General features: G+C 65.0%; 18 protein-coding genes and 1 pseudogene. 17 read left to right on the forward strand and 2 right to left on the reverse strand.

The genetic code is table 11. The annotated features are described in order from the left end of the window. Positions 1–45 precede the first annotated feature (45 nt). Positions 46–477 carry a DUF992 domain-containing protein gene (locus XH92_RS08510; RefSeq protein ID WP_246788535.1) on the forward strand — a complete coding sequence of 144 codons (432 nt, stop codon included), beginning with the start codon at positions 46–48 and terminating at the stop codon, positions 475–477. Here XH92_RS08510 and XH92_RS08515 read toward each other — a convergent pair. Further along, positions 474–1,406, reverse strand: coding sequence for an alpha/beta fold hydrolase (locus tag XH92_RS08515; protein ID WP_194458811.1), 933 nt, complete (start codon positions 1,404–1,406; stop codon positions 474–476). The two genes, XH92_RS08510 and XH92_RS08515, sit on opposite strands and share 4 nt — an antisense overlap. A 123-nt stretch (positions 1,407–1,529) precedes the next feature. Here XH92_RS08515 and XH92_RS08520 point away from each other — a divergent pair, with 123 nt between their 5' ends. The 6 genes from XH92_RS08520 (at position 1,530) to XH92_RS08545 (ending at position 8,020) form a co-directional block, all read left to right on the forward strand. Further along, positions 1,530–2,444: a LysR substrate-binding domain-containing protein gene (locus tag XH92_RS08520; protein ID WP_194458812.1), complete on the forward strand. Its 915-nt coding sequence runs from the start codon at positions 1,530–1,532 to the stop codon at positions 2,442–2,444. Positions 2,445–2,604: 160 nt separating this feature from the next. Beyond that, positions 2,605–4,653 carry an elongation factor G gene (locus XH92_RS08525; protein WP_194458813.1) on the forward strand — a complete coding sequence of 683 codons (2,049 nt, stop codon included), beginning with the start codon at positions 2,605–2,607 and terminating at the stop codon, positions 4,651–4,653. 161 nt (positions 4,654–4,814) lie between these two features. Beyond that, positions 4,815–5,456, forward strand: coding sequence for a YoaK family protein (locus XH92_RS08530; protein ID WP_194458814.1), 642 nt, complete (start codon positions 4,815–4,817; stop codon positions 5,454–5,456). Between the two features lie 31 nt (positions 5,457–5,487). Next, the gene (locus XH92_RS08535; RefSeq protein ID WP_194458815.1) at positions 5,488–6,330 is read left to right on the forward strand and encodes a shikimate dehydrogenase; all 843 of its coding nucleotides are present in this window, start codon (positions 5,488–5,490) and stop codon (positions 6,328–6,330) included. A gap of 116 nt (positions 6,331–6,446) precedes the next feature. Beyond that, on the forward strand, positions 6,447–7,025 hold the full coding sequence (locus XH92_RS08540; protein ID WP_194461175.1) for a hypothetical protein: 579 nt from the start codon (positions 6,447–6,449) through the stop codon (positions 7,023–7,025). Between the two features lie 386 nt (positions 7,026–7,411). Continuing rightward, positions 7,412–8,020 (forward strand): hypothetical protein, encoded by a 609-nt coding sequence (locus XH92_RS08545; protein WP_194458816.1) that lies wholly within the window; start codon positions 7,412–7,414, stop codon positions 8,018–8,020. Positions 8,021–8,273: 253 nt separating this feature from the next. Here the strand turns inward: XH92_RS08545 and XH92_RS08550 are convergent, their stop codons facing one another. Continuing rightward, positions 8,274–9,410, reverse strand: coding sequence for an alpha-hydroxy acid oxidase (locus tag XH92_RS08550; protein WP_194458817.1), 1,137 nt, complete (start codon positions 9,408–9,410; stop codon positions 8,274–8,276). Between the two features lie 125 nt (positions 9,411–9,535). On the opposite strand from XH92_RS08550, the gene XH92_RS08555 reads away from it, so the two are divergent. The 10 genes and pseudogenes from XH92_RS08555 (at position 9,536) to serA (ending at position 18,382) form a co-directional block, all read left to right on the forward strand. Beyond that, entirely contained in the window at positions 9,536–9,709 is a 174-nt protein-coding gene (locus tag XH92_RS08555; protein ID WP_194458818.1) for a hypothetical protein, read from the forward strand. A gap of 217 nt (positions 9,710–9,926) precedes the next feature. Then, positions 9,927–11,273 (forward strand): phosphoglucosamine mutase, encoded by a 1,347-nt coding sequence (gene glmM, locus XH92_RS08560; RefSeq protein ID WP_194458819.1) that lies wholly within the window; start codon positions 9,927–9,929, stop codon positions 11,271–11,273. 184 nt (positions 11,274–11,457) lie between these two features. Further along, positions 11,458–11,667, forward strand: a pseudogene (locus XH92_RS08565) (MFS transporter); the annotation flags it as partial. 300 nt (positions 11,668–11,967) lie between these two features. Continuing rightward, complete coding sequence (locus XH92_RS08570; protein ID WP_194458820.1) at positions 11,968–12,819, forward strand: outer membrane protein; 852 nt, start codon at positions 11,968–11,970, stop codon at positions 12,817–12,819. 204 nt (positions 12,820–13,023) lie between these two features. Beyond that, entirely contained in the window at positions 13,024–13,863 is an 840-nt protein-coding gene (locus tag XH92_RS08575) for an outer membrane protein (RefSeq protein ID WP_246788336.1), read from the forward strand. 71 nt (positions 13,864–13,934) lie between these two features. Next, entirely contained in the window at positions 13,935–14,525 is a 591-nt protein-coding gene (locus XH92_RS08580; RefSeq protein ID WP_194458821.1) for a glutathione S-transferase family protein, read from the forward strand. A gap of 18 nt (positions 14,526–14,543) precedes the next feature. Next, positions 14,544–15,017, forward strand: a complete 474-nt coding sequence (locus XH92_RS08585; protein ID WP_194458822.1) for a GNAT family N-acetyltransferase — start codon at positions 14,544–14,546, stop codon at positions 15,015–15,017. A gap of 162 nt (positions 15,018–15,179) precedes the next feature. Next, positions 15,180–15,392 (forward strand): hypothetical protein, encoded by a 213-nt coding sequence (locus XH92_RS08590; protein ID WP_194458823.1) that lies wholly within the window; start codon positions 15,180–15,182, stop codon positions 15,390–15,392. A 78-nt stretch (positions 15,393–15,470) separates the two neighbouring features. Beyond that, entirely contained in the window at positions 15,471–16,643 is a 1,173-nt protein-coding gene (locus tag XH92_RS08595; RefSeq protein ID WP_194458824.1) for a phosphoserine transaminase, read from the forward strand. Between the two features lie 149 nt (positions 16,644–16,792). Beyond that, positions 16,793–18,382, forward strand: coding sequence for a phosphoglycerate dehydrogenase (serA, locus tag XH92_RS08600; protein ID WP_194458825.1), 1,590 nt, complete (start codon positions 16,793–16,795; stop codon positions 18,380–18,382). The last annotated feature ends 43 nt before the right edge of the window (positions 18,383–18,425 follow it).

Genomic DNA, 18,425 nt, shown 5'->3' on the forward strand with positions numbered 1-18,425 from the left:
CGCTTCACTCTCCTCGCCGTTGCCGCCATCGCCACACTGAGCGCCATGGTTGGCGCCAACGCCCAACAGCCGAGCCAGCGCGTTCAGGTTGGCGTCCTGGAGTGCCGCGGTGGCGCGAGTGTCGGCTTCATCGTCGGCTCGGTGACCCATCTTGGTTGCGTGCTGCGCGCCAACGGCCTGCCCGAGGATCGCTACATCGCGACCATCCAGAAGGTCGGCATCGATCTCGGCATCACCCAGGAATCGGCTTTGGCCTGGGGCGTCTATGCTCCTGTGGAGCGGCTCGGGCCCGGCGCGTTGTCCGGCAATTACGCCGGTGCGCAGGGCAGCGCGACGCTCGGCGTCGGCGTCGGCGGCAACGTGCTGGTCGGCGGCTCCGACAACACGATCGCCCTGCAGCCGCTCAGCGTGCAGGGCCAGGTCGGCGTCAACATCGCCGCCGGCCTCGAAAGCCTGGAGCTGCGTCCGGGGCGCTAATTTTCGCGCGCACCGTTCTGCAATCTGCCGAAGAAGCCGCGCGCTTCTTCGGCAACGATCTCCGGCGCCTCGGCGTGAACGTAATGCCCGGTGTCGACGAACCTGATCGAAGGTTCGCTCCAGTAGTCCCCCAGCCTGTCCGACCATTCCGGCGCGATCAGCGGATCACGGCGGCCCCAGAGAAAGCGCGAGGGCACGTTGATGCGCGGCTGCGCCGGCAATCTGCCTTCCAGCCAGAGCCGGCGGGCTGGCGCGGACGACAGATACCAGTCGAAGCCACCCTGGATGTTGCCCGGCTTCATGAAGTTATCGACATAGGCTTCGAGCAGGTCATCGAACACGGCGGGATCGTCGCCCGACCAGTGGTGGAGGAAATGCCGGAAGTAGAGCCGGCATGACTCGCGCGAGCTCCCGACTAATTCTGCGGCCCACGGCAGCTGCTGGAAGTATTGATACCAGACCTCGATCAGGTGACCCGGCTCGCCGTAGCGCTGGCCGAGCCCCGGATAGGGCGTGCAGAGATAAAGCGTCCCTCGCAGCCGCTGCGGTTGACGATGCGACATCGCCTGCATGACATAGGCGCCGAGATCGCCGCCGATCACGCCGAAGCTGATATGACCGAGCGCATCCATGACCGCGAACATATCCAGCGCGTGACGATCCGCGGTGGCGGTGGCGTCAGGTCCGGAAGCGGGTTTGCCGGTGTCGCCGCAGCCGCGCAGGTCCGGCGCGATCAATTCAAAACTGTCGCCGAGCTGCAGCATCAGCGGGCGCCACACCAGCCAGAACTCCGGCCAGCCGTGGAGCAGCAGCAGCGGCGGGCCCTTGCCGAAGCGTGCGACGTTGACGGACAGGCCGCCGATCTCGATCTTCAGTTGCGTGATGCCGGCCGCGGCTGCGTCCGCGAAGGCTTTGTCCAGTGCCGTCATGGCGACCCCCTGTGGTTTGCCGCAGGCTGTCGGTGTTCGCGCGTCCGGTCCAATACTCGTTCGATACGCTAGCAGAGCTATTGCATATGCTGCCGTCGCCGCCCGCCGTGCTATATCGCCGGCATGGAATTGCGACACCTCAGATATTTCGTGGCGCTCGGCGAGGAATTGAATTTCACCCGCGCGGCCGAGCGGCTGCATATCGCGCAGCCGCCGCTGAGCCAGCAGATCCGTCAGCTCGAGGACGAGCTCGGCGTGACGCTGTTGCAGCGGAATAGCCGTCCTGTTCGGCTGACCGAGGCCGGCGAGCTGTTCCTCGCGCGTGCACGCGCGCTGCTCGCAGGTTTCGAGAGTGCGGTTGCCGACACGCGGCGCGTCGGCCGCGGCCAGGCCGGCAGGCTCGCGATCGGATTCGTCGGCTCCGCGATGTTTACCGGCCTGCCCGAAATCATCGGCGCCTATCGCGACGCCTGTCCCGATGTCGAGCTCGTGCTCGACGAGATGCTGGCGGCGGAGATTGCCGAGGCGTTGCGGCGTCGCCGGATCGATGTCGGCTTCGCACGCCCGGCACTGCTCGCCGAAGCAGGGCTTGCCCAGCGCCTGATCCTCGATGAGCCCTATGTCGCGGCGCTGCCGCGCGCGCATCCGCTCGCGGCGCGCGGCGACATTGCGCTCGCCGAATTGTCCGACGATGCCTTCGTGCTCTATCCGGCGCAACCGGAGCCTTCGGTCACCGGCCTGATCGTCGCCGCCTGCCAGGCCGCCGGCTTCACGCCGCGGCTCGCGCAGGAAGTTCTGCATCTGCAAACCGCGATCGGCCTGATCGCCGCCGGCGTCGGTGTGTCGCTCGTTCCGGAGGCTGCGGCGCGCGCGCAGACTGGTCGCGGTGTGGCCTACGTTCGGCTTGCCGCGCCGGCGGTGACAGCGCCGCTCACGATTGCCTGGCGCGACGAAGATGTTTCACCCACCGTGCAGCGCCTGCTCGATCTTGCGACACGCTGGCGCGAGATTGCCTCGGGACCTGCGCCAAGGAACTGACGCGGCGGACGCAATCGTTCGGACGATGGCTCGGGAATTGCAAACTTCCGCGACGCCGCACCGCAGCGACGTTTTCCCGCTTGCCAAATGTCAAACGCAGGCAGAGCATGAACGGTCGCCGACCCAATCATGGGCCGAGCTCCAACACGAGGAGGCGGCAATGGGACAAGACGTCAGAAGTCCCCGAGGTCCACGGTGCATCGCATTGGTGGGCCCTTTCCAAAGCGGTAAAACCACACTTCTGGAAGCGATCCTGGCGCGCACAGGCGCCATCAAGACAGCCGGCAGCGTCGATGCCGGAACCTCCGTCGGCGATGCCAGCCCCGAGGCACGTCAACACAAGATGGGCGTAGGCCTGACCGCCGCCGCCACCACCTTTATGGGGGACAGCTACACCTTTATCGATTGCCCCGGCTCGATCGAGTTCGCGCACGACATGCGTGCCGCGTTGCCGGCGATCGATGCCGCGGTCGTGGTCTGCGAGGCTGACGAGAAGAAGCTGCCGCAGCTGCAGATCATCCTGCGCGAGCTCGAGGAGCTCGGGATTCCCCGTTTCCTGTTCCTGAACAAGATCGACCGCGCCAACAAGCGTGTCCGCGAGACGCTTGCGACGCTGCAGCCCGCGTCGCGCGTGCCGCTGGTGCTGCGCCAGATCCCGATCTGGAATGGCGATCTGATCGAAGGCTTCGTCGATCTCGCGCTGGAGCGCGCCTTCGTCTATCGCGAGCACAAGCCGTCGGAGGTGATGGCGCTGGAAGGCGGCAATCTCGACCGCGAGAAGGAAGCGCGCTTCTCGATGCTGGAGAAGCTCGCCGATCATGACGATGCGCTGATGGAGCAATTGCTGGAGGATATCCAGCCGCCGCGCGATGCGGTGTTCGACGATCTCGCGCGCGAGTTGCGCGAAGGGTTGATCTGTCCGGTGCTGCTCGGTGCGGCGAGCCGCGAGAACGGCGTGCTTCGCCTGATGAAGGCGCTGCGCCACGAGGCACCCGGCGTTGCCGACACCGCCAAGCGGCTCGGCATCAAGGACCAGAAGGATGCGCTGGGCTATGTGTTCAAGACCGTGCATCTGCAGCATGGCGGCAAGCTGTCGATGGCGCGCGTGCTCGCGGGCCGGCTTGACGACGGCGCGACGCTGCAATCCTCCAGCGGTGAGACCGGGCGCGTCTCCGGTATCCTCGCCGTCTCGGGCGCGCATGACAGCAAGCGGCCGTCGGCCGAGGCCGGCGACACGGTTGCACTCGGCAAGTTAGATGCGATCAAGACCGGTGATACGGTCTCGAGCGGCAAGACCGCCCCCGCCTCGCTGGCCAAGGTCGAGCCTGCCGCGGCGGTGCTGTCGATCTCGATCGCCGCGACCGACCGTAAGGACGACGTCAAGCTCGGCCAGGCGCTGCTGCGGCTGAACGAGGAGGATCCGTCGCTGACCATGATCCAGAACCCGCGCACCCACGACACCGTACTGTGGGGGCAGGGCGAGATGCATCTGCGTGTCGCGCAGGAGCGGCTGAAGGACCGCTACGGCGTCAACGTCAAATCGCATCCGCCGGCGATCGGCTACCAGGAGACCATCCGCAAGGCCATTACCCAGCGTGGTCGGCACAAGAAGCAGTCCGGCGGCCACGGCCAGTTCGGCGATGTCGTGCTCGACATCAAGCCAAAGCCGCGCGGAAGCGGCTTCGAATTCCACGAGAAGGTGGTCGGCGGTGCGGTGCCGCGCAACTATATCGGTGCGGTAGAGGAGGGCGTCGTCGACGCGCTGGCGCGTGGCCCGCTCGGCTTCCCGGTGATCGACGTCGACGTCACGCTGACCGACGGCTCCTATCACAGCGTCGATTCCTCCGATCTGGCGTTCCGCACCGCGGCGCGGATCGGCGTCAGCGAGGGACTGCCGCAGTGCCAGCCGGTGCTGCTGGAGCCGATCCACATGGTCGAGATCGTCTGCCCGACCGACGCGACCGCCAAGATCAACGCGATCCTGTCGGCGCGGCGCGGCCAGATCCTTGGCTTCGACACCCGCGAGGGCTGGAGCGGCTGGGACTGCGTCCGCGCCACGATGCCGGAATCCGAGATCGGCGACCTCATCGTCGAGCTGCGCTCCGCCACCGCCGGCGCCGGCAGCTTCACCCGCCAGTTCGACCGCATGGCCGAAGTGACGGGCCGCGCCGCCGACCAGATCATCGCCGCGCATCGCGACGCGGCGTGAACAACTCACCGTCATTCCGGAGCGCTCGCGTGAGCGAGCGAATCCGGAATCTCGAGATACCGGGTTCGATGCTGCGCATCGCCCCGGAATGACGGGGGAGATCGTTGGCAGCGCGTCCGCAGCCAGCTAGCTTGCGTCCCTGATGGGGGCGCAAGGACAGCATGCTTGAATCTCGCCGCAACCTGGCGCTGGCCTGCGCGCTCAGCGCGCTGGCCGGCTATGTCGACGGCATCGGTTACCTGCATCTCGGCGGGCTGTTCGTGTCTTTCATGAGCGGCAACTCGACACGGCTCGGCGTGACCTTGGCCGAGGGCCACTGGCAGCATGCGCTGGAAGCGCTGGTGCTGATCGTGCTGTTCGTCGCGGGTGCCGCGGCCGGCAGCCTGGTCGTGCTCAGCCGCATCGCGCATCGCCAGCCCCTGATCCTGCTCGCCGAGGCGCTGCTGCTCGCGGCGGCGGCCGTGGCCTATGCCTACGGCCTGCCCAACGCCGCGGTCACCGCCATCGTGCTGGCGATGGGGCTCGAGAACGCCGTGTTCCAGCTCGAAGGCGGGGCCGGGCTCGGCCTCACCTATGTCACGGGGGCGCTGATCAAGGCCGGTCAGTTGATCGCCGCCGCGCTGACCGGCGGCGCGCCCTGGGCCTGGCTGCCGAACGTCCTGCTGTGGGCGGCGCTGGTCGCGGGCGCGCTCGCCGGCGCATCGGCTTACCGCTGGATCAACCTCGCCGCGATCTGGTTTGCCGCAGGCACCGCGTTCACCCTCAGCGCGCTGGTTGCCGCAACCGCGAAGCGGACGGATTGACAGCGCCGCTGCCTTGGCCGATGTCACGGCCATGACATCTCAAGGCAAAACCCGCGCCGCGTGCCTGATCGGCTGGCCGGCGGCGCATTCCCGCTCGCCGCTGATCCATCATTACTGGCTGCGTACGCTCGGTATCGAGGGCGGGTACGTGATCGAGGCGGTGCCGCCGGAGGATTTCAAGGATTTCCTGTTCCGCCTGTCGCTGCGCGGCTTCGTCGGCGCCAACGTCACCCTTCCGCACAAGCAGCGCGCACTGGCGCTGTCGGCCCCTGACGCGCGCGCCCGCGCCGTCGGTGCCGCCAACACGCTGTGGTTCGCCGATGGCGAGCTACGCTCGACCAATACGGATGTCGAAGGCTTCATCAACAATCTCGATGCTTGCGCGCCCGGCTGGGACAAGACGGAAGACGCGCTGGTGCTCGGCGCCGGCGGCGCGGCGCGCGCGGTGGTGTTCGGCCTGATCGAGCGCGGCATCGCGCGCGTCCATCTGGTCAACCGCACCATCGATCGTGCCCGCGCGCTCAAGGAGCAATTCGGTCCGCGTGTTCAGCCCGCGACGTGGGACGCGGTCGGTGAGCTGCTGCCGCGCGCAGGCCTGCTCGTGAACACGACGTCGCTCGGCATGCATGGCCAGCCGGCGCTGGAGATCGATGTCGGGTTGTTGCCGCAGAACGCGGTTGTTTCCGATATTGTCTATGTGCCGCTGGTGACGCCGTTGCTTGCGGCGGCGCAGGCGCGGGGGCTGAAGACCGCCGACGGGCTCGGCATGCTGCTGCACCAGGCAGTGCGCGGTTTCGAGCTGTGGTTCGGCCAGCGCCCGCAGGTCACGGCCGAATTGCGGGCACTTGTCGAAGCCGATCTCACAAAGACTTGAGGCGTGGAATAGCGTCTCCGGAACGGTGTCTCGTGTTAGTCCCCCCGCGTTCCCTCCCGGAGATCAGAATGCCAGCCAGCCGTTTCCCTCTCGTTCGTCCGTTCATCGGGCTCGCGATGGTGACGGCGTCCACGCTTTACGCGCTTGCCCAGCAGCCGCCGACGCCGACACGGGTGCGTGGAACCGTTGAGAGCGTCGATGGCGATACACTGGCGGTGAAGTCGCGCGGTGGCGAAGACGTCAAGCTGCATATGGCAGGCAATATGGTGGTGCTCGGCCTGACCAAGATCGCGCTGTCCGACATCAAGGTCGGTTCCTTCATCGGCACGACCACGGTGCCCGGCCCCGACGGCGTGCCGAAGGCGGTCGAGGTGCATGTGTTCCCGGAAAACATGCGCGGCACCGGCGAAGGCTCGCGGCCGTATGATCTCAAGCCGAACAGCAGCATGACCAACGCCACGGTCGCGCAATCGGTCGTCAGCAATGACGGCCATACCTTGCAGGTCAAGTACAAGGATGGCGAGAAGACGGTGCTGGTCTCACCCGACACGCCGGTCGTGACCTATGTTCCCGGCGACAAGGCTGACCTGAAGGCCGGCGCCAAGGTGATCGCCTTCATGAAGAAGCTGCCCGACGGCTCTTTTGAAACCGACCGTGTCAGCGTCGGCCGCGACGGCCTGACCCCGCCGATGTGACCTCAAGAACCCTCTCCCACGCAACCGGGGTTTACCCCGGTTGCGCATCATGAGCTGCGCAAGTCGGGCAAGCCCGACTTGCGTGTGGGAGAGGGTCGCTTCGCGCAGCGAAGCGGGGTGAGGGGTTGCCTCCGCGGATAGAGACCCCTCATCCGTCGCGGACTTCGTCCGCGCCACCTTCTCCCACAAGGGGAGAAGGGAAGGGAGAGCGCACAGGGCTACGGCAACTGCGCAACATCACCTGTCCGTTATCACCGTAACGGCCCCCTCATCCGGTGCGTAGTTGTCGATCGGGTCACCTCTCCCGCCAAGGGGAGGTGGCCGCACGGAATACCTTCAACTTCCCGGTGTTCCCTGATTTGCCAGCCCAACCCATGAGGGACACCATGCCGAAAACGACGCTGTTCGCCGCATTGCTTCTCGTTGCCTTCACCTCGGCCGCATCCGCGCAGCAGCCGCCGACGGTGCGCATCCGCGGCACCATCGAGGCCGTCGACGGCGCGATGCTGTCGATCAAGTCGCGCGACGGCGACGATATGAAGGTGCGCACCACCGACAACGTCGCGGTGTTCGGCGTTGCCAAGACCGATCTGTCGGAGATCAAGTCCGGTTCCTATATCGGCGTCACCGCGATGCCCGAGCCGGATGGAACGCAGAAGGCGATCGCGGTGCACATCTTCCCGGAAAACCAGCGCGGCGCCGCCGAAGGCTTCCGTCCCTGGGACCTGCGCGCCAACTCGACCATGACCAACGCCACCGTCGCCGAGACGGTGAAGGGCACCGACGGCCAGAACATCACGGTGAAATACAAGGATGGTGAGAAGAAGGTGGTGGTGCCGCCGGGAACCCCGGTCGTCACCTTCGTCTCCGGCGACAAGTCGGAGCTGAAGCCGGGCGCCAAGATCATCATCTTCGGCGCGGTGAAAAAGGACGACGGCACGCTGGAAGCCAACCGCGTCAATGTCGGCCGCGACGGCATCGCGCCGCCGATGTGACGTCTTGCACTTACCCTCTCCCCTTGTGGGAGAGGGTCGCTTCGCGCAGCGAAGCGAGGTGAGGGGTCTCTCTCCGCGGAGAGAACCCCTCATCCGGCGCGGATTGCATCCGCGCCACCTTCTCCCACAAGGGGAGAAGGGAAGTAAGTGCGTAGCCCGGATGGAGCGCAGCGCAATCCGGGGCAAGTCCGTCCGCGGAGAACGTCTCCCGGATTTCGCTTCGCTTCATCCGGGCTACAACAGTGGCTGTGCCCTAAACCGCCAGCACCTTGTCGTCGATCTCGGCGATGGTGTTGACGCCGCACAGCCCCATCGTGGTGGTGAGCTCCTTGCCGAGGATATCGAGTGCCTTGGCGACGCCCTCCTGGCCGCCGGCGCCGAGGCCGTAGGCATAGGCGCGGCCGATCATGCAGGACTTCGCGCCGAGCGCCAGCGCGCGCATGATGTCCATGCCGGTGCGGATGCCGCCGTCGAACATGATCTCGAGCTGCGAGCCGACCGCGTCGGCGATCTCGGGCAGCACCTCGATCGAGGACGGTGCGCCGTCGAGCTGGCGGCCGCCGTGGTTGGAGACCACGATCGCCTGCGCGCCGGTCTTGGCGGCGAGCTCGGCGTCCTCGACGTCGAGAATTCCTTTCAGGATCAGCTTGCCCGGCCAGATGCTGCGGATCCAGTCGATGTCCTTCCAGTTCAGCGTGGTGTCGAACTGCGACGCGGTCCATTCCGACAGCTTGACGATGTCGTCCATGCCTTTGACGTGGCCGGCGATGTTGCCGAAGGTGCGGCGCTTGCCTTGCAGCACGCCCGAGACCCAGGCCGGCTTGGTTGCGAAGTCGATCAGCTTCGACAGCGACCATTCCGGCGGCACCGTCATGCCGTTCTTGATGTCCTGGTGACGCTGGCCGATCACCTGCAGGTCGACGGTCAACACCAGTGCCGAGCATTTTGCCGCGATCGCGCGCTCGATCAGCGACTTGATGAAGCCGCGGTCCTTCATGACGTAGAGCTGGAACCAGAACGGCTTGTCGACGGCGGCCGCGATGTCCTCGATCGAGCAGATCGACATCGTGCTCTGGGTGAACGGGATGCCGGCCGCTTGCGCGGCGCGGCAGGCGTGGATCTCGCCGTCGCCATGCTGCATGCCGAGCAGGCCGACCGGCGCCAGGATCAGCGGCATCGCCGCGGGCTCGCCGAGGATCGTGGTCGCAAGGGTACGCTTGGACACATCGACCAGGATGCGCTGGCGGAACTTGATCTGCTGCAGGTCCTCCGTGTTGGCGCGCAGCGTGTCCTCGGTGTAGGAGCCGCGGTCCGCATAATCGAAAAACGCCTTCGGCACGCGGCGCTTGTGCAGCTGGCGCAGATCTTCGATGCAGGTAATGTGCTTCATGGACGTTCCCGGCCCTTCTTCTTGGTCGCAAGTTCGATGGAGCGCGCGTCTTGCGGCTGTTCGGTCTTGGCGTCATCTAGCATGGTTGGAGGGCCTACCAAATTGAAGACGGATGGGAGAGCACGATGACGCAATCAGGCTCGAAACCGAAAGCAGACGAGAGCGCCGAGAAGCGCCGCCTCGACGAGGCCCTGGAAGAGGGTCTGGAGGAGACGTTTCCCGGTTCCGACCCCGTCAATGTCACCCAGCCGGCCCCCTCAAAGGGCGACCAGCACGTCAAGCGAGGCGGCAAAGGATAGCGGACGGCATTCGGTCCCCTGGGTTGCCGAAGAGCCAATAATGTTATATCTTTCAGTGCTTTAAGATCGAAGCGCGGGGTTTTGCCGCGGTAATGATTCATCATATTTTTTGAAGTCATTTTAGCGCCTGGCAGTCTATAAGGCCGATGCACGCTACACTGGTAGGCGTTCAGGACTCTCTCGCCGGGTGGTTCGAGAGGTCCATCTTGGGGGTACTATGAGCCGCAAATATTTCGGGACCGATGGAATTCGGGGCCGCGCCAATGGGCTGATTACGCCGGAGCTCGCGCTCAAGGTGGGGCAGGCCGCGGGATTGGTGTTTCAGCGTGGCGATCATCGCCATCGCGTCGTGATCGGCAAGGACACGCGGCTGTCCGGCTACATGATCGAATACGCCATGGTCGCAGGCTTCACCTCGGTCGGCATGGACGTGCTGCTGGTCGGCCCGATGCCGACGCCGGCGATCGCGATGCTGACCAAGTCGATGCGCGCCGATCTCGGCGTCATGATCTCGGCGTCGCACAATCTTTTCGAAGACAACGGCATCAAGCTGTTCGGCCCGCAGGGCTTCAAGCTGTCCGACGACGTCGAGAAGCAGATCGAGCAGCTGCTCGACGAATCGCTCGACCGCCGCCTCGCGCAGAGCGCGAGCCTCGGCCGGGCCCGCCGCATCGACGGCGTCCATGACCGTTACATCGAATTCGCCAAGCGCACCCTGCCGCGCGATCTCTCGCTCGACGGCCTGCGCGTCGTGGTCGATTGCGCCAACGGCGCCGCCTACAAGGTGGTGCCGGAAGCGCTGTGGGAACTCGGCGCCGACGTGGTGCCGATCGGGGTCGAACCCGACGGCTTCAACATCAACAAGGAATGCGGCTCGACCTCACCGGAAGCGCTGTCGCGCAAGGTGCGCGAGATGCGCGCGGACATCGGCATCGCGCTCGATGGCGATGCCGATCGCGTCATCCTGGTCGACGAGCGCGGCCACATCGTCGACGGCGACCAGCTGCTCGCGGTGATCGCACAGAGCTGGAAGGAAGAGGGGCGCCTCGCCAAGCCCGGCATCGTCACGACCGTGATGTCCAATCTCGGGCTGGAGCGTTTCCTGCAGGGCCTCGGGCTTTCGATGGTGCGCACGCCGGTCGGCGACCGCTACGTGCTCGAGCAGATGCTGAGCGGCGGCTACAATCTCGGCGGCGAGCCGTCCGGCCACATCATCATGTCGGACTATTCGACCACCGGCGACGGCTTCGTCGCGGCGTTGCAGGTGCTGGCCGTGGTGCAGAAGCTGCGCCGCCCGGTGTCGGAGATCTGCCGGCGTTTTGAACCATTGCCGCAAATCCTGAAGAACGTGCGCTATCGCAGCGGCAAGCCGCTCGACGACGCCGAGGTCAAGTCCGCGATCACCGATGGTGAGAACCGCCTCAACGGCCATGGCCGCCTGTTGATCCGTCCCTCCGGTACCGAGCCGGTGATCCGCGTCATGGGCGAGGGCGACGATCGCATCCTGGTGGAAGAGGTCGTCGACAACATCGTCAGCGCACTCGGCCACGCCGCGGCGGCGTAGGGGCTGCTCTTTCACAGAACGAGCTTGACCGGATCCGTCATCCTGAGGAGCGCGCTCTCGCGCGCGTCTCGAAGGATGCACGGCCCGGCTGGTGGCCGATTCATCCTTCGAGACGCGGCCAATAGGCCGCTCCTCAGGATGACGGCGAGGAAGTTGGTTGTCGGTGAGAACCACACAGCGCATCGCGATCATCGTGTTCGCGCAGGAATTGATGCCGCATCGCTTCGGCATGATCTCCGGCGTGTTCTTCGGCATCGGCGGACTCGGCGCAACGGTGCTCGGCAAGCTCGCGGACCACACCTCGATCGCCTTCGTCTATCAGCTGTGCGCATTCCTGCCGGCAATCGGCCTGCTCGCGGTGTTCCTGCCTAAGATGCAGAAGGCCGTTCGCTGAACGTCCGCGGCGAGGGCGCCGCCCCGCATTAAGCATTCGCTAACGCTTAGCGCCAGCGTGCGCCGCAAACCGCGCGCTTGCGTCAACGCTTCATTAGCACCTGCGGCGAGATCGCCATTTTTCGCCGCCGCATGCGCGCATTTATGGACTCATAAGCAACAGCCACAGAAATAGGTCAGAGAAAATCAACCTTAAAAATTAGGGTTAAGTGCCGCTTAAACATTTGCTGGCATCGTCCGCCCGTGAGTTTCAGACGTGGGGCTTTCGTGTCGCCTCACTTGGCCCAAAAGGACGAAGCCAATGCGTAGCGTAACGACCCTGATTGCCGCAGGCGCGGCATCCCTGCTGTCCTCGGTGGCGTTCGCTGCCGACATGCCCATCATGCCGCCGCCCCCGATGGCGTATGCGCCTCCGCCCGTCCAGGACTTCGGTGGCTGGTATCTGCGGGGCGACATCGGCATGACCAACACGCAAGCCAAGCTGCACGCCGCCGCTTACGACACGCTGCCGGCCGGCACCGCGTTCAGCCAGTTCGGCACCGGCTTCGACAGCGGCATGCTGTTCGGCGTCGGCGTCGGCTATCAGTTCAACAGCTGGTTCCGCGCCGACATCACCGGTGAGTATCGCTCCAAGGTGAGCTTCAACGGCACCGACTTCTTCACGTTCCCCGGGCCGAGTTCGCTGGGTGACACCTACCACGGCGGCGTCCAGAGCTGGGTCGCCCTCGCGAATATCTACGCCGATCTCGGCACCTGGGGTTGCTTGACCCCGTTCATCGGTGCCGGTGTCGGCGCCGCGGTGATCAAGACCTCGGCCTTCTCCGACGTCACCACGTTCCCGAGCGGGTCCGGCCTGACCAGCTCCTTCATCGCCGACGGTGCGACCAAAACCAACTTCGCCTGGGCGCTGCATGCCGGTGTCGCCTACAAGGTCACCAACAACTTCACGGTTGAACTGGCCTATCGTTACCTCGACATGGGCACCGCCGCCCACGGCCAGGGCCACTTCTTCGACGGCACGCCGGCCGGTCCCTCGACCTTCCAGTTCCGCGACATGACCTCGCAGGACGTGAAGCTCGGCGTACGCTTCGCTCTGCCTTGCTGCGACGTGCTGCCCCCGCCGCCGCCGCCCCCGCTGATCCGCAAGGGCTAACAAGGGTTAATTTCGCCCCTTCACGGTTAACGATCGCAACGGCGCGGGATCATCCCGCGCCGTTTTGCTTTGCCGCGTCGTGCCGTGCGCACTTCTGCAACTTGAGTGGTCGAAAGCGACCGGCGACAACGATTGGTTAAGGTTAACAGGCGATGATCAACGCGCATTCGGTGAGTGGGATGGAGCGTTGCAATGCGTAGGTTCTTGCTGGCGGCGATGATGTTCGGGGCGGTGACCGGCGCGCAGGCGGCCGACATGCCGGATTTCCTTCGCGGCAGTCTTCCCGCTTCCAGTGCACCGACCAGGAACTGGGACGGCTGGTATGCCGGCGGTCAGGTCGGCCAAACATGGATCAACACCGACTTCGGCGGCAGCGTTGCCTCGCTGACCAATTCCATCTTCCGCAACACCACGCTGCAGGCGCCGGCGTCGCAATTCAATCTGCTGGGCCGGGTCAATGCGCAGAGCTCGGGTTTCGGAGCGTTTGTCGGGCGCAACTATCAATTCGACGACGTCGTAGTGGGTGTCGAAGCAAACTATACCTATTGGTCTGGCCTTACGACGACGACCTCCGGAAGTCTGGGTCCCATTCAAGTCGCTCAGCCGACCTTGGTCCTGCCGGCCGGCGCCACTGCCGCCGACGGCGTGACCTTGAATGGAAGCGCGTCGCTGAAGCTGAAGGACGAGATGACATTCCGCGGCCGCGCGGGTTGGGCAACCGGTGACTTCCTGCCCTACATCTTCGGCGGCCTTGCGGTCGGCCGGATGGATGTTTCGCGCACAGTCACAAGCTCCGTGAACAGAACGATCAACTTTGCCGACGGAAGTTCGACCACATTTGCACTGCCGCAGTTTGCCCAAACCGCGACGGATGCGAAAACGGACGCCTACGTTGCCGGCTGGACCGCTGGTCTCGGCCTGGAATACATGTTGTGGAACTGTGTTTTCGTGCGCGGCGAGTGGGAATACGTCAAGTTCAGCCCGGTCAAGAACACGGCGGTCACGCAGAACAGCGTTCGTGCTGCCATCGGCTACAAGTTCTGACGCGCGCCACCTCGCTTGACACCGCAATCTGCGGCTGATCCGATGTTGCTCCGCAAGCGGAGCAGCCTCGCATGAAAATCCACGGCGACGCCAATTCAGGCAATTGCCTGAAGGTGAAATGGGTGTGCGACAAGTTGGCGCTGCCGTACACATGGGTCGAGATCGACACCATGAAGGGCGGCAGCCGGACCGCGGAATTCCTCAAGCTGAATGGTTGGGGCCAGGTGCCGACGGTCGAGCTGGATGACGGCCGCACGCTCGCGCAATCCAACGCCATCATCCGCTACCTCGCGCGCGGCAGCGATCTGATCCCCGGCGATCCCTATCGCGCGGCGCAGATGGATGCCTGGATGTTCTGGGAGCAGAACAGCCATGAACCCTATGTCGCCGTCTGCCGCTTCCAGACCGTGTATCTCGGCAAGGCGGTGTCGGAGATCGATCCGAATCTCATCAAGCGCGGCTACGTGGCGCTCGATCATCTGGAGCGGCTTCTTGCCGGCACAAAATTCCTGGTCGGCGATGCGTTCTCGCTGGCCGACGTCTCGCTGCTTGCCTATACGCGCGTCGCTGAGGATGGCGGCCTCGCGCTCGCGCGCTATCCCGTGATCCGCCGCTGGATCGCCGATGCCGAGCACGTGCTCGGCCTGCCGCCGGTGCGCTGACTTCTGGTGAACATCGATATGACTGAAGCCTCGTCGATCACGATCCGCCGCGCCCGCCGCGAGGATGTCGCCGCCATCGTCGGCATGCTGGCGGATGATCCGCTCGGCAGTGCGCGCGAGCGGATCGAGGACCCGCTGCCGCAAACCTATTACGACGCCTTCGCGCGGGTCGAGCGGGATCCGAACCTGCAGCTCGTCGTCGCGGTCGACGGGGAGGGCGCCGTCGTCGGCTGTCTGCAGCTTGCGGTTCTGCCGGGGATCAGCTCGCAGGGCTCTTCGCGCGGCCTGCTCGAGGACGTCCGCGTCGCAAAGCACTGCCGCAGCCGCGGCATCGGCGAGCAGCTCGTGCAATGGGCGGTCGCGGAGGCGAGCGCGCAAGGCTGCATGCTCGTCGAGCTCTTGACGCACCACACGCGCGTCGATGCGCAGCGCTTCTATGAACAACGGCTCGGATTCACGCGCAGCCATGTCGGCATGACGCTGCGCTTTTGAGCTGTGCGAGTTGTGCCGCACACATGGCAATGCCTGCGGTAGCCGCTGCTGCGCGATCCGGTTAACAGCCAATAAACTAAGCCGGTCTCCGTGAATTTACGGGTCGGAACGAGTCCGGTATGTCGGGCGTCTCCCACGGGGCGGCGGCGACTGGGGATTTGGATGTCGGATTATTCGATCGTGCGGGTCGGCAACGAGTACATCGTGCAGGCCGGCGATAAGAGCATTTTGAAAATATCGAGCCGGCGCAAGGCAGTTAAGATCATGGCTCTCGCGGCAGATTTGCTCGACCAGGAGACGATGCAGCAGGTCGAGGACGCCCCATCAATCAGCCGTGATCTCCCGATTGTTCCGGAAAAGTCGGAACTTCCTTGACGTTTGGGGGCCCTTCCACTATCTCCGACCGCGGGAAACCTCTCCCCACCGAGAGGCAGCTATCTGGAAGGGTAGATTATGACTGCAGCGAAGCCCGCTTCGCGGCCCAATGTGCCGCATTTCTCCTCCGGCCCCTGCGCCAAGCGCCCCGGCTGGAATCCCAACAATCTCAAGGACGCCGCCCTCGGCCGCTCGCACCGTGCGAAGGTCGGCAAGGCCAAGCTCAAGCTCGCGATCGAACTGACGCGCGAAGTGCTTGAGGTGCCGGCCGACTACAAGATCGGCATCGTGCCGGCGTCGGACACCGGCGCGGTCGAGATGGCGCTGTGGTCGCTGCTCGGTGCGCGGCCCGTCACCACGCTCGCCTGGGAATCCTTCGGCGAGGGCTGGGTCAGCGACATCGTCAAGGAATTGAAGCTGAAGGACGTCACCAAGCTCAACGCGGCTTACGGTGAAATCCCCGATCTCGCCAAGGTCGATCCGAAGTCGGATATCGTCTTCACCTGGAACGGCACCACGTCAGGTGTGCGCGTGCCGAACGCCGACTGGATCAGCGCAACCCGTGAAGGCCTCACGATTTGCGATGCGACCTCGGCCGCCTTCGCGCAGCCGCTCGATTTCGCCAAGCTCGACGTCGTCACCTTCTCCTGGCAGAAGGCGCTCGGCGGCGAGGCGGCGCACGGCATGCTGATCCTCAGCCCACGTGCAGTGGAGCGGCTCGAGACCTACAAGCCGGCCTGGCCGCTGCCGAAGATCTTCCGCCTCACCAAGGGCGGCAAGCTCAACCAGGGCATCTTCGAAGGCGAGACCATCAACACGCCGTCGATGCTCTGCGTCGAGGACTATCTCGACGCGCTGAACTGGGCGAAGTCGATCGGCGGCCTCAAGGCGCTGATCGCGCGCGCCGACGCCAACACGAAGGCGCTCGCCGACTGGAAGGCGCGGACGCCCTGGATCGACTTCCTGGCCAAGGATCCCGCGATCCGCTCCAACACCTCGGTGTGCCTGAAGTTCACCGATCCCGCGATCACCTCGCTTCCATCAGATGCCCAGGCCGACTTCTGCAAGAAGCTGGTCGCGCTGGTGGAGAAGGAGAACGCCGGCTTCGACTTCGCGTATTACCGCGATGCGCCGGCGGGACTGCGGATCTGGTGCGGCGCCACCGTTGAGGCAAAGGACGTCGAACTGCTGACGCAGTGGATCGACTGGGCTTTTGCGGAGACCAAGGCCGCGCTGCCGAAGGCGGCATAAGCAAGTCATCGATCTTGTCATGGCCGGGCTAAAGCGCGAAGCGCGTCTTCGTTAGATAACCCGGCCATCCATCGTGCAAAGTGGCCGCGCATGCTTCGCGCCCGCGGCTGTCGTGTATTCAAACGCATCGTTAGCAACGGATCATTCCGATGACAAAACCCAAGGTTCTGATTTCCGACGCGCTGTCTCCCGCCGCCGTGCAGATCTTCAAGGATCGCGGCGTCGAGGTCGACTTCCAGCCCAACCTCGGCAAGGACAAGGACAAGCTGGCCGAGATCATCGGCAACTATGATGGTCTTGCGATCCGCTCGGCCACCAAGGCGACCGCCAAGATCATCGAGAAGGCGACGAAGCTGAAGGTGATCGGCCGCGCCGGCATCGGCGTCGACAATGTCGAGATTCCGGCCGCGACCGCCAAGGGCATCATCGTGATGAACACGCCGTTCGGCAATTCGATCACGACCGCCGAGCACGCCATCACTTTGATGCTGGCGCTGGCGCGCGAGATCCCGCAGGCCGACGCCTCGACCCAGGCCGGCAAGTGGGAGAAGAACCGCTTCATGGGCGTCGAGATCACCGCCAAGACGCTCGGGGTGATCGGCTGCGGCAATATCGGCTCGATCGTCGCCGACCGCGCCCTCGGCCTGCGCATGAAGGTGATCGCGTTCGATCCGTTCCTGTCGCCGGAGCGCGCCAAGGACATCGGCGTCGAGAAGGTCGAGCTCGACGATCTGCTCAAGCGCGCCGACTTCATTACGCTGCACACGCCGCTGACCGAGAAGACCCGCAACGTCATCGACGCGGCCGCGATCGCCAAGATGAAGAAGGGCGTGCGCATCATCAACTGCGCCCGCGGCGGCCTGGTCGACGAGCAGGCGCTGGTCGATGCGCTCAATTCCAAGCATGTCGCCGGTGCCGCCTTCGACGTGTTCGTCGAGGAGCCGGCGACCTCGAACGTGCTGTTCGGTCATCCCAACGTGATCTGCACCCCGCATCTCGGCGCCTCCACCACCGAGGCGCAGGAGAACGTCGCGCTGCAGGTTGCCGAGCAGATGTCGGACTATCTGCTGTCGGGCGCGATCTCCAACGCGGTCAACTTCCCCTCGATCACCGCGGAAGAGGCGCCGAAGCTGAAGCCGTTCATCGAGCTCGCCGAGAAGCTCGGCTCGTTCGCCGGCCAGCTCACCGAGAGCGGCATCCTCAAGACCACGATCACCTATGAGGGCCACGTCGCCGAGATGAAGATCAAGGCGATCACCTCGGCGGTGCTGTCCGGCCTGCTGCGGCCGATGCTGGGCGAGGTCAACGTGGTCTCGGCGCCTGTTGTCGCCAAGGAGCGCGGCATGGTGGTGGATGAGGTCGTCCGCGCAGCGCAGAGCGACTATGAAAGCCTGATCACGGTCACCGTCACCACCGAGCGTCAGGAGCGTTCGGTGTCCGGCACCGTCTATGCCGACGGCAAGCCGCGCCTCGTCGACATCAAGGGCATCCGCGTCGACGCCGAGTTCGGCAAGTCGATGATCTACGTCACCAATGAGGACAAGCCGGGCTTCATCGGCGCGTTCGCGAGCCTCTTGGGTGATGCGAAAATCAATATCGCGACCTTCCATCTCGGCCGCGTCAAGCAGGGCGGCGACGCCATTGCGCTGGTCGAGGTGGACGGCGCGGTGCCGGCGGAGCTGCTCGCCAAGGTGCAATCGCTGCCGCAGGTGAAGCAGGCCAAGGCGCTGACTTTCTGAGAAGGCGCTGACGTTTTAAACGCTGTTTGAGCGGCTCTCGTGT

Origin of the sequence: Bradyrhizobium sp. CCBAU 53421 (assembly GCF_015291625.1) — a bacterium.
Taxonomy (GTDB): domain Bacteria; phylum Pseudomonadota; class Alphaproteobacteria; order Rhizobiales; family Xanthobacteraceae; genus Bradyrhizobium.

Bases quoted from the DNA above. Each gene is read 5' to 3' on its own strand.
- XH92_RS08510 (WP_246788535.1), top strand. From the start codon at position 46: ATGGTTGGCGCCAACGCCCAACAGCCGAGCCAGCGCGTTCAGGTTGGC.
- XH92_RS08515 (WP_194458811.1), bottom strand. From the start codon at position 1,406: ATGACGGCACTGGACAAAGCCTTCGCGGACGCAGCCGCGGCCGGCATC.
- XH92_RS08520 (WP_194458812.1), top strand. From the start codon at position 1,530: ATGGAATTGCGACACCTCAGATATTTCGTGGCGCTCGGCGAGGAATTG.
- XH92_RS08525 (WP_194458813.1), top strand. From the start codon at position 2,605: ATGGGACAAGACGTCAGAAGTCCCCGAGGTCCACGGTGCATCGCATTG.
- XH92_RS08530 (WP_194458814.1), top strand. From the start codon at position 4,815: ATGCTTGAATCTCGCCGCAACCTGGCGCTGGCCTGCGCGCTCAGCGCG.
- XH92_RS08535 (WP_194458815.1), top strand. From the start codon at position 5,488: ATGACATCTCAAGGCAAAACCCGCGCCGCGTGCCTGATCGGCTGGCCG.
- XH92_RS08540 (WP_194461175.1), top strand. From the start codon at position 6,447: ATGGTGACGGCGTCCACGCTTTACGCGCTTGCCCAGCAGCCGCCGACG.
- XH92_RS08545 (WP_194458816.1), top strand. From the start codon at position 7,412: ATGCCGAAAACGACGCTGTTCGCCGCATTGCTTCTCGTTGCCTTCACC.
- XH92_RS08550 (WP_194458817.1), bottom strand. From the start codon at position 9,410: ATGAAGCACATTACCTGCATCGAAGATCTGCGCCAGCTGCACAAGCGC.
- XH92_RS08555 (WP_194458818.1), top strand. From the start codon at position 9,536: ATGACGCAATCAGGCTCGAAACCGAAAGCAGACGAGAGCGCCGAGAAG.
- glmM (WP_194458819.1), top strand. From the start codon at position 9,927: ATGAGCCGCAAATATTTCGGGACCGATGGAATTCGGGGCCGCGCCAAT.
- XH92_RS08570 (WP_194458820.1), top strand. From the start codon at position 11,968: ATGCGTAGCGTAACGACCCTGATTGCCGCAGGCGCGGCATCCCTGCTG.
- XH92_RS08580 (WP_194458821.1), top strand. From the start codon at position 13,935: ATGAAAATCCACGGCGACGCCAATTCAGGCAATTGCCTGAAGGTGAAA.
- XH92_RS08585 (WP_194458822.1), top strand. From the start codon at position 14,544: ATGACTGAAGCCTCGTCGATCACGATCCGCCGCGCCCGCCGCGAGGAT.
- XH92_RS08590 (WP_194458823.1), top strand. From the start codon at position 15,180: ATGTCGGATTATTCGATCGTGCGGGTCGGCAACGAGTACATCGTGCAG.
- XH92_RS08595 (WP_194458824.1), top strand. From the start codon at position 15,471: ATGACTGCAGCGAAGCCCGCTTCGCGGCCCAATGTGCCGCATTTCTCC.
- serA (WP_194458825.1), top strand. From the start codon at position 16,793: ATGACAAAACCCAAGGTTCTGATTTCCGACGCGCTGTCTCCCGCCGCC.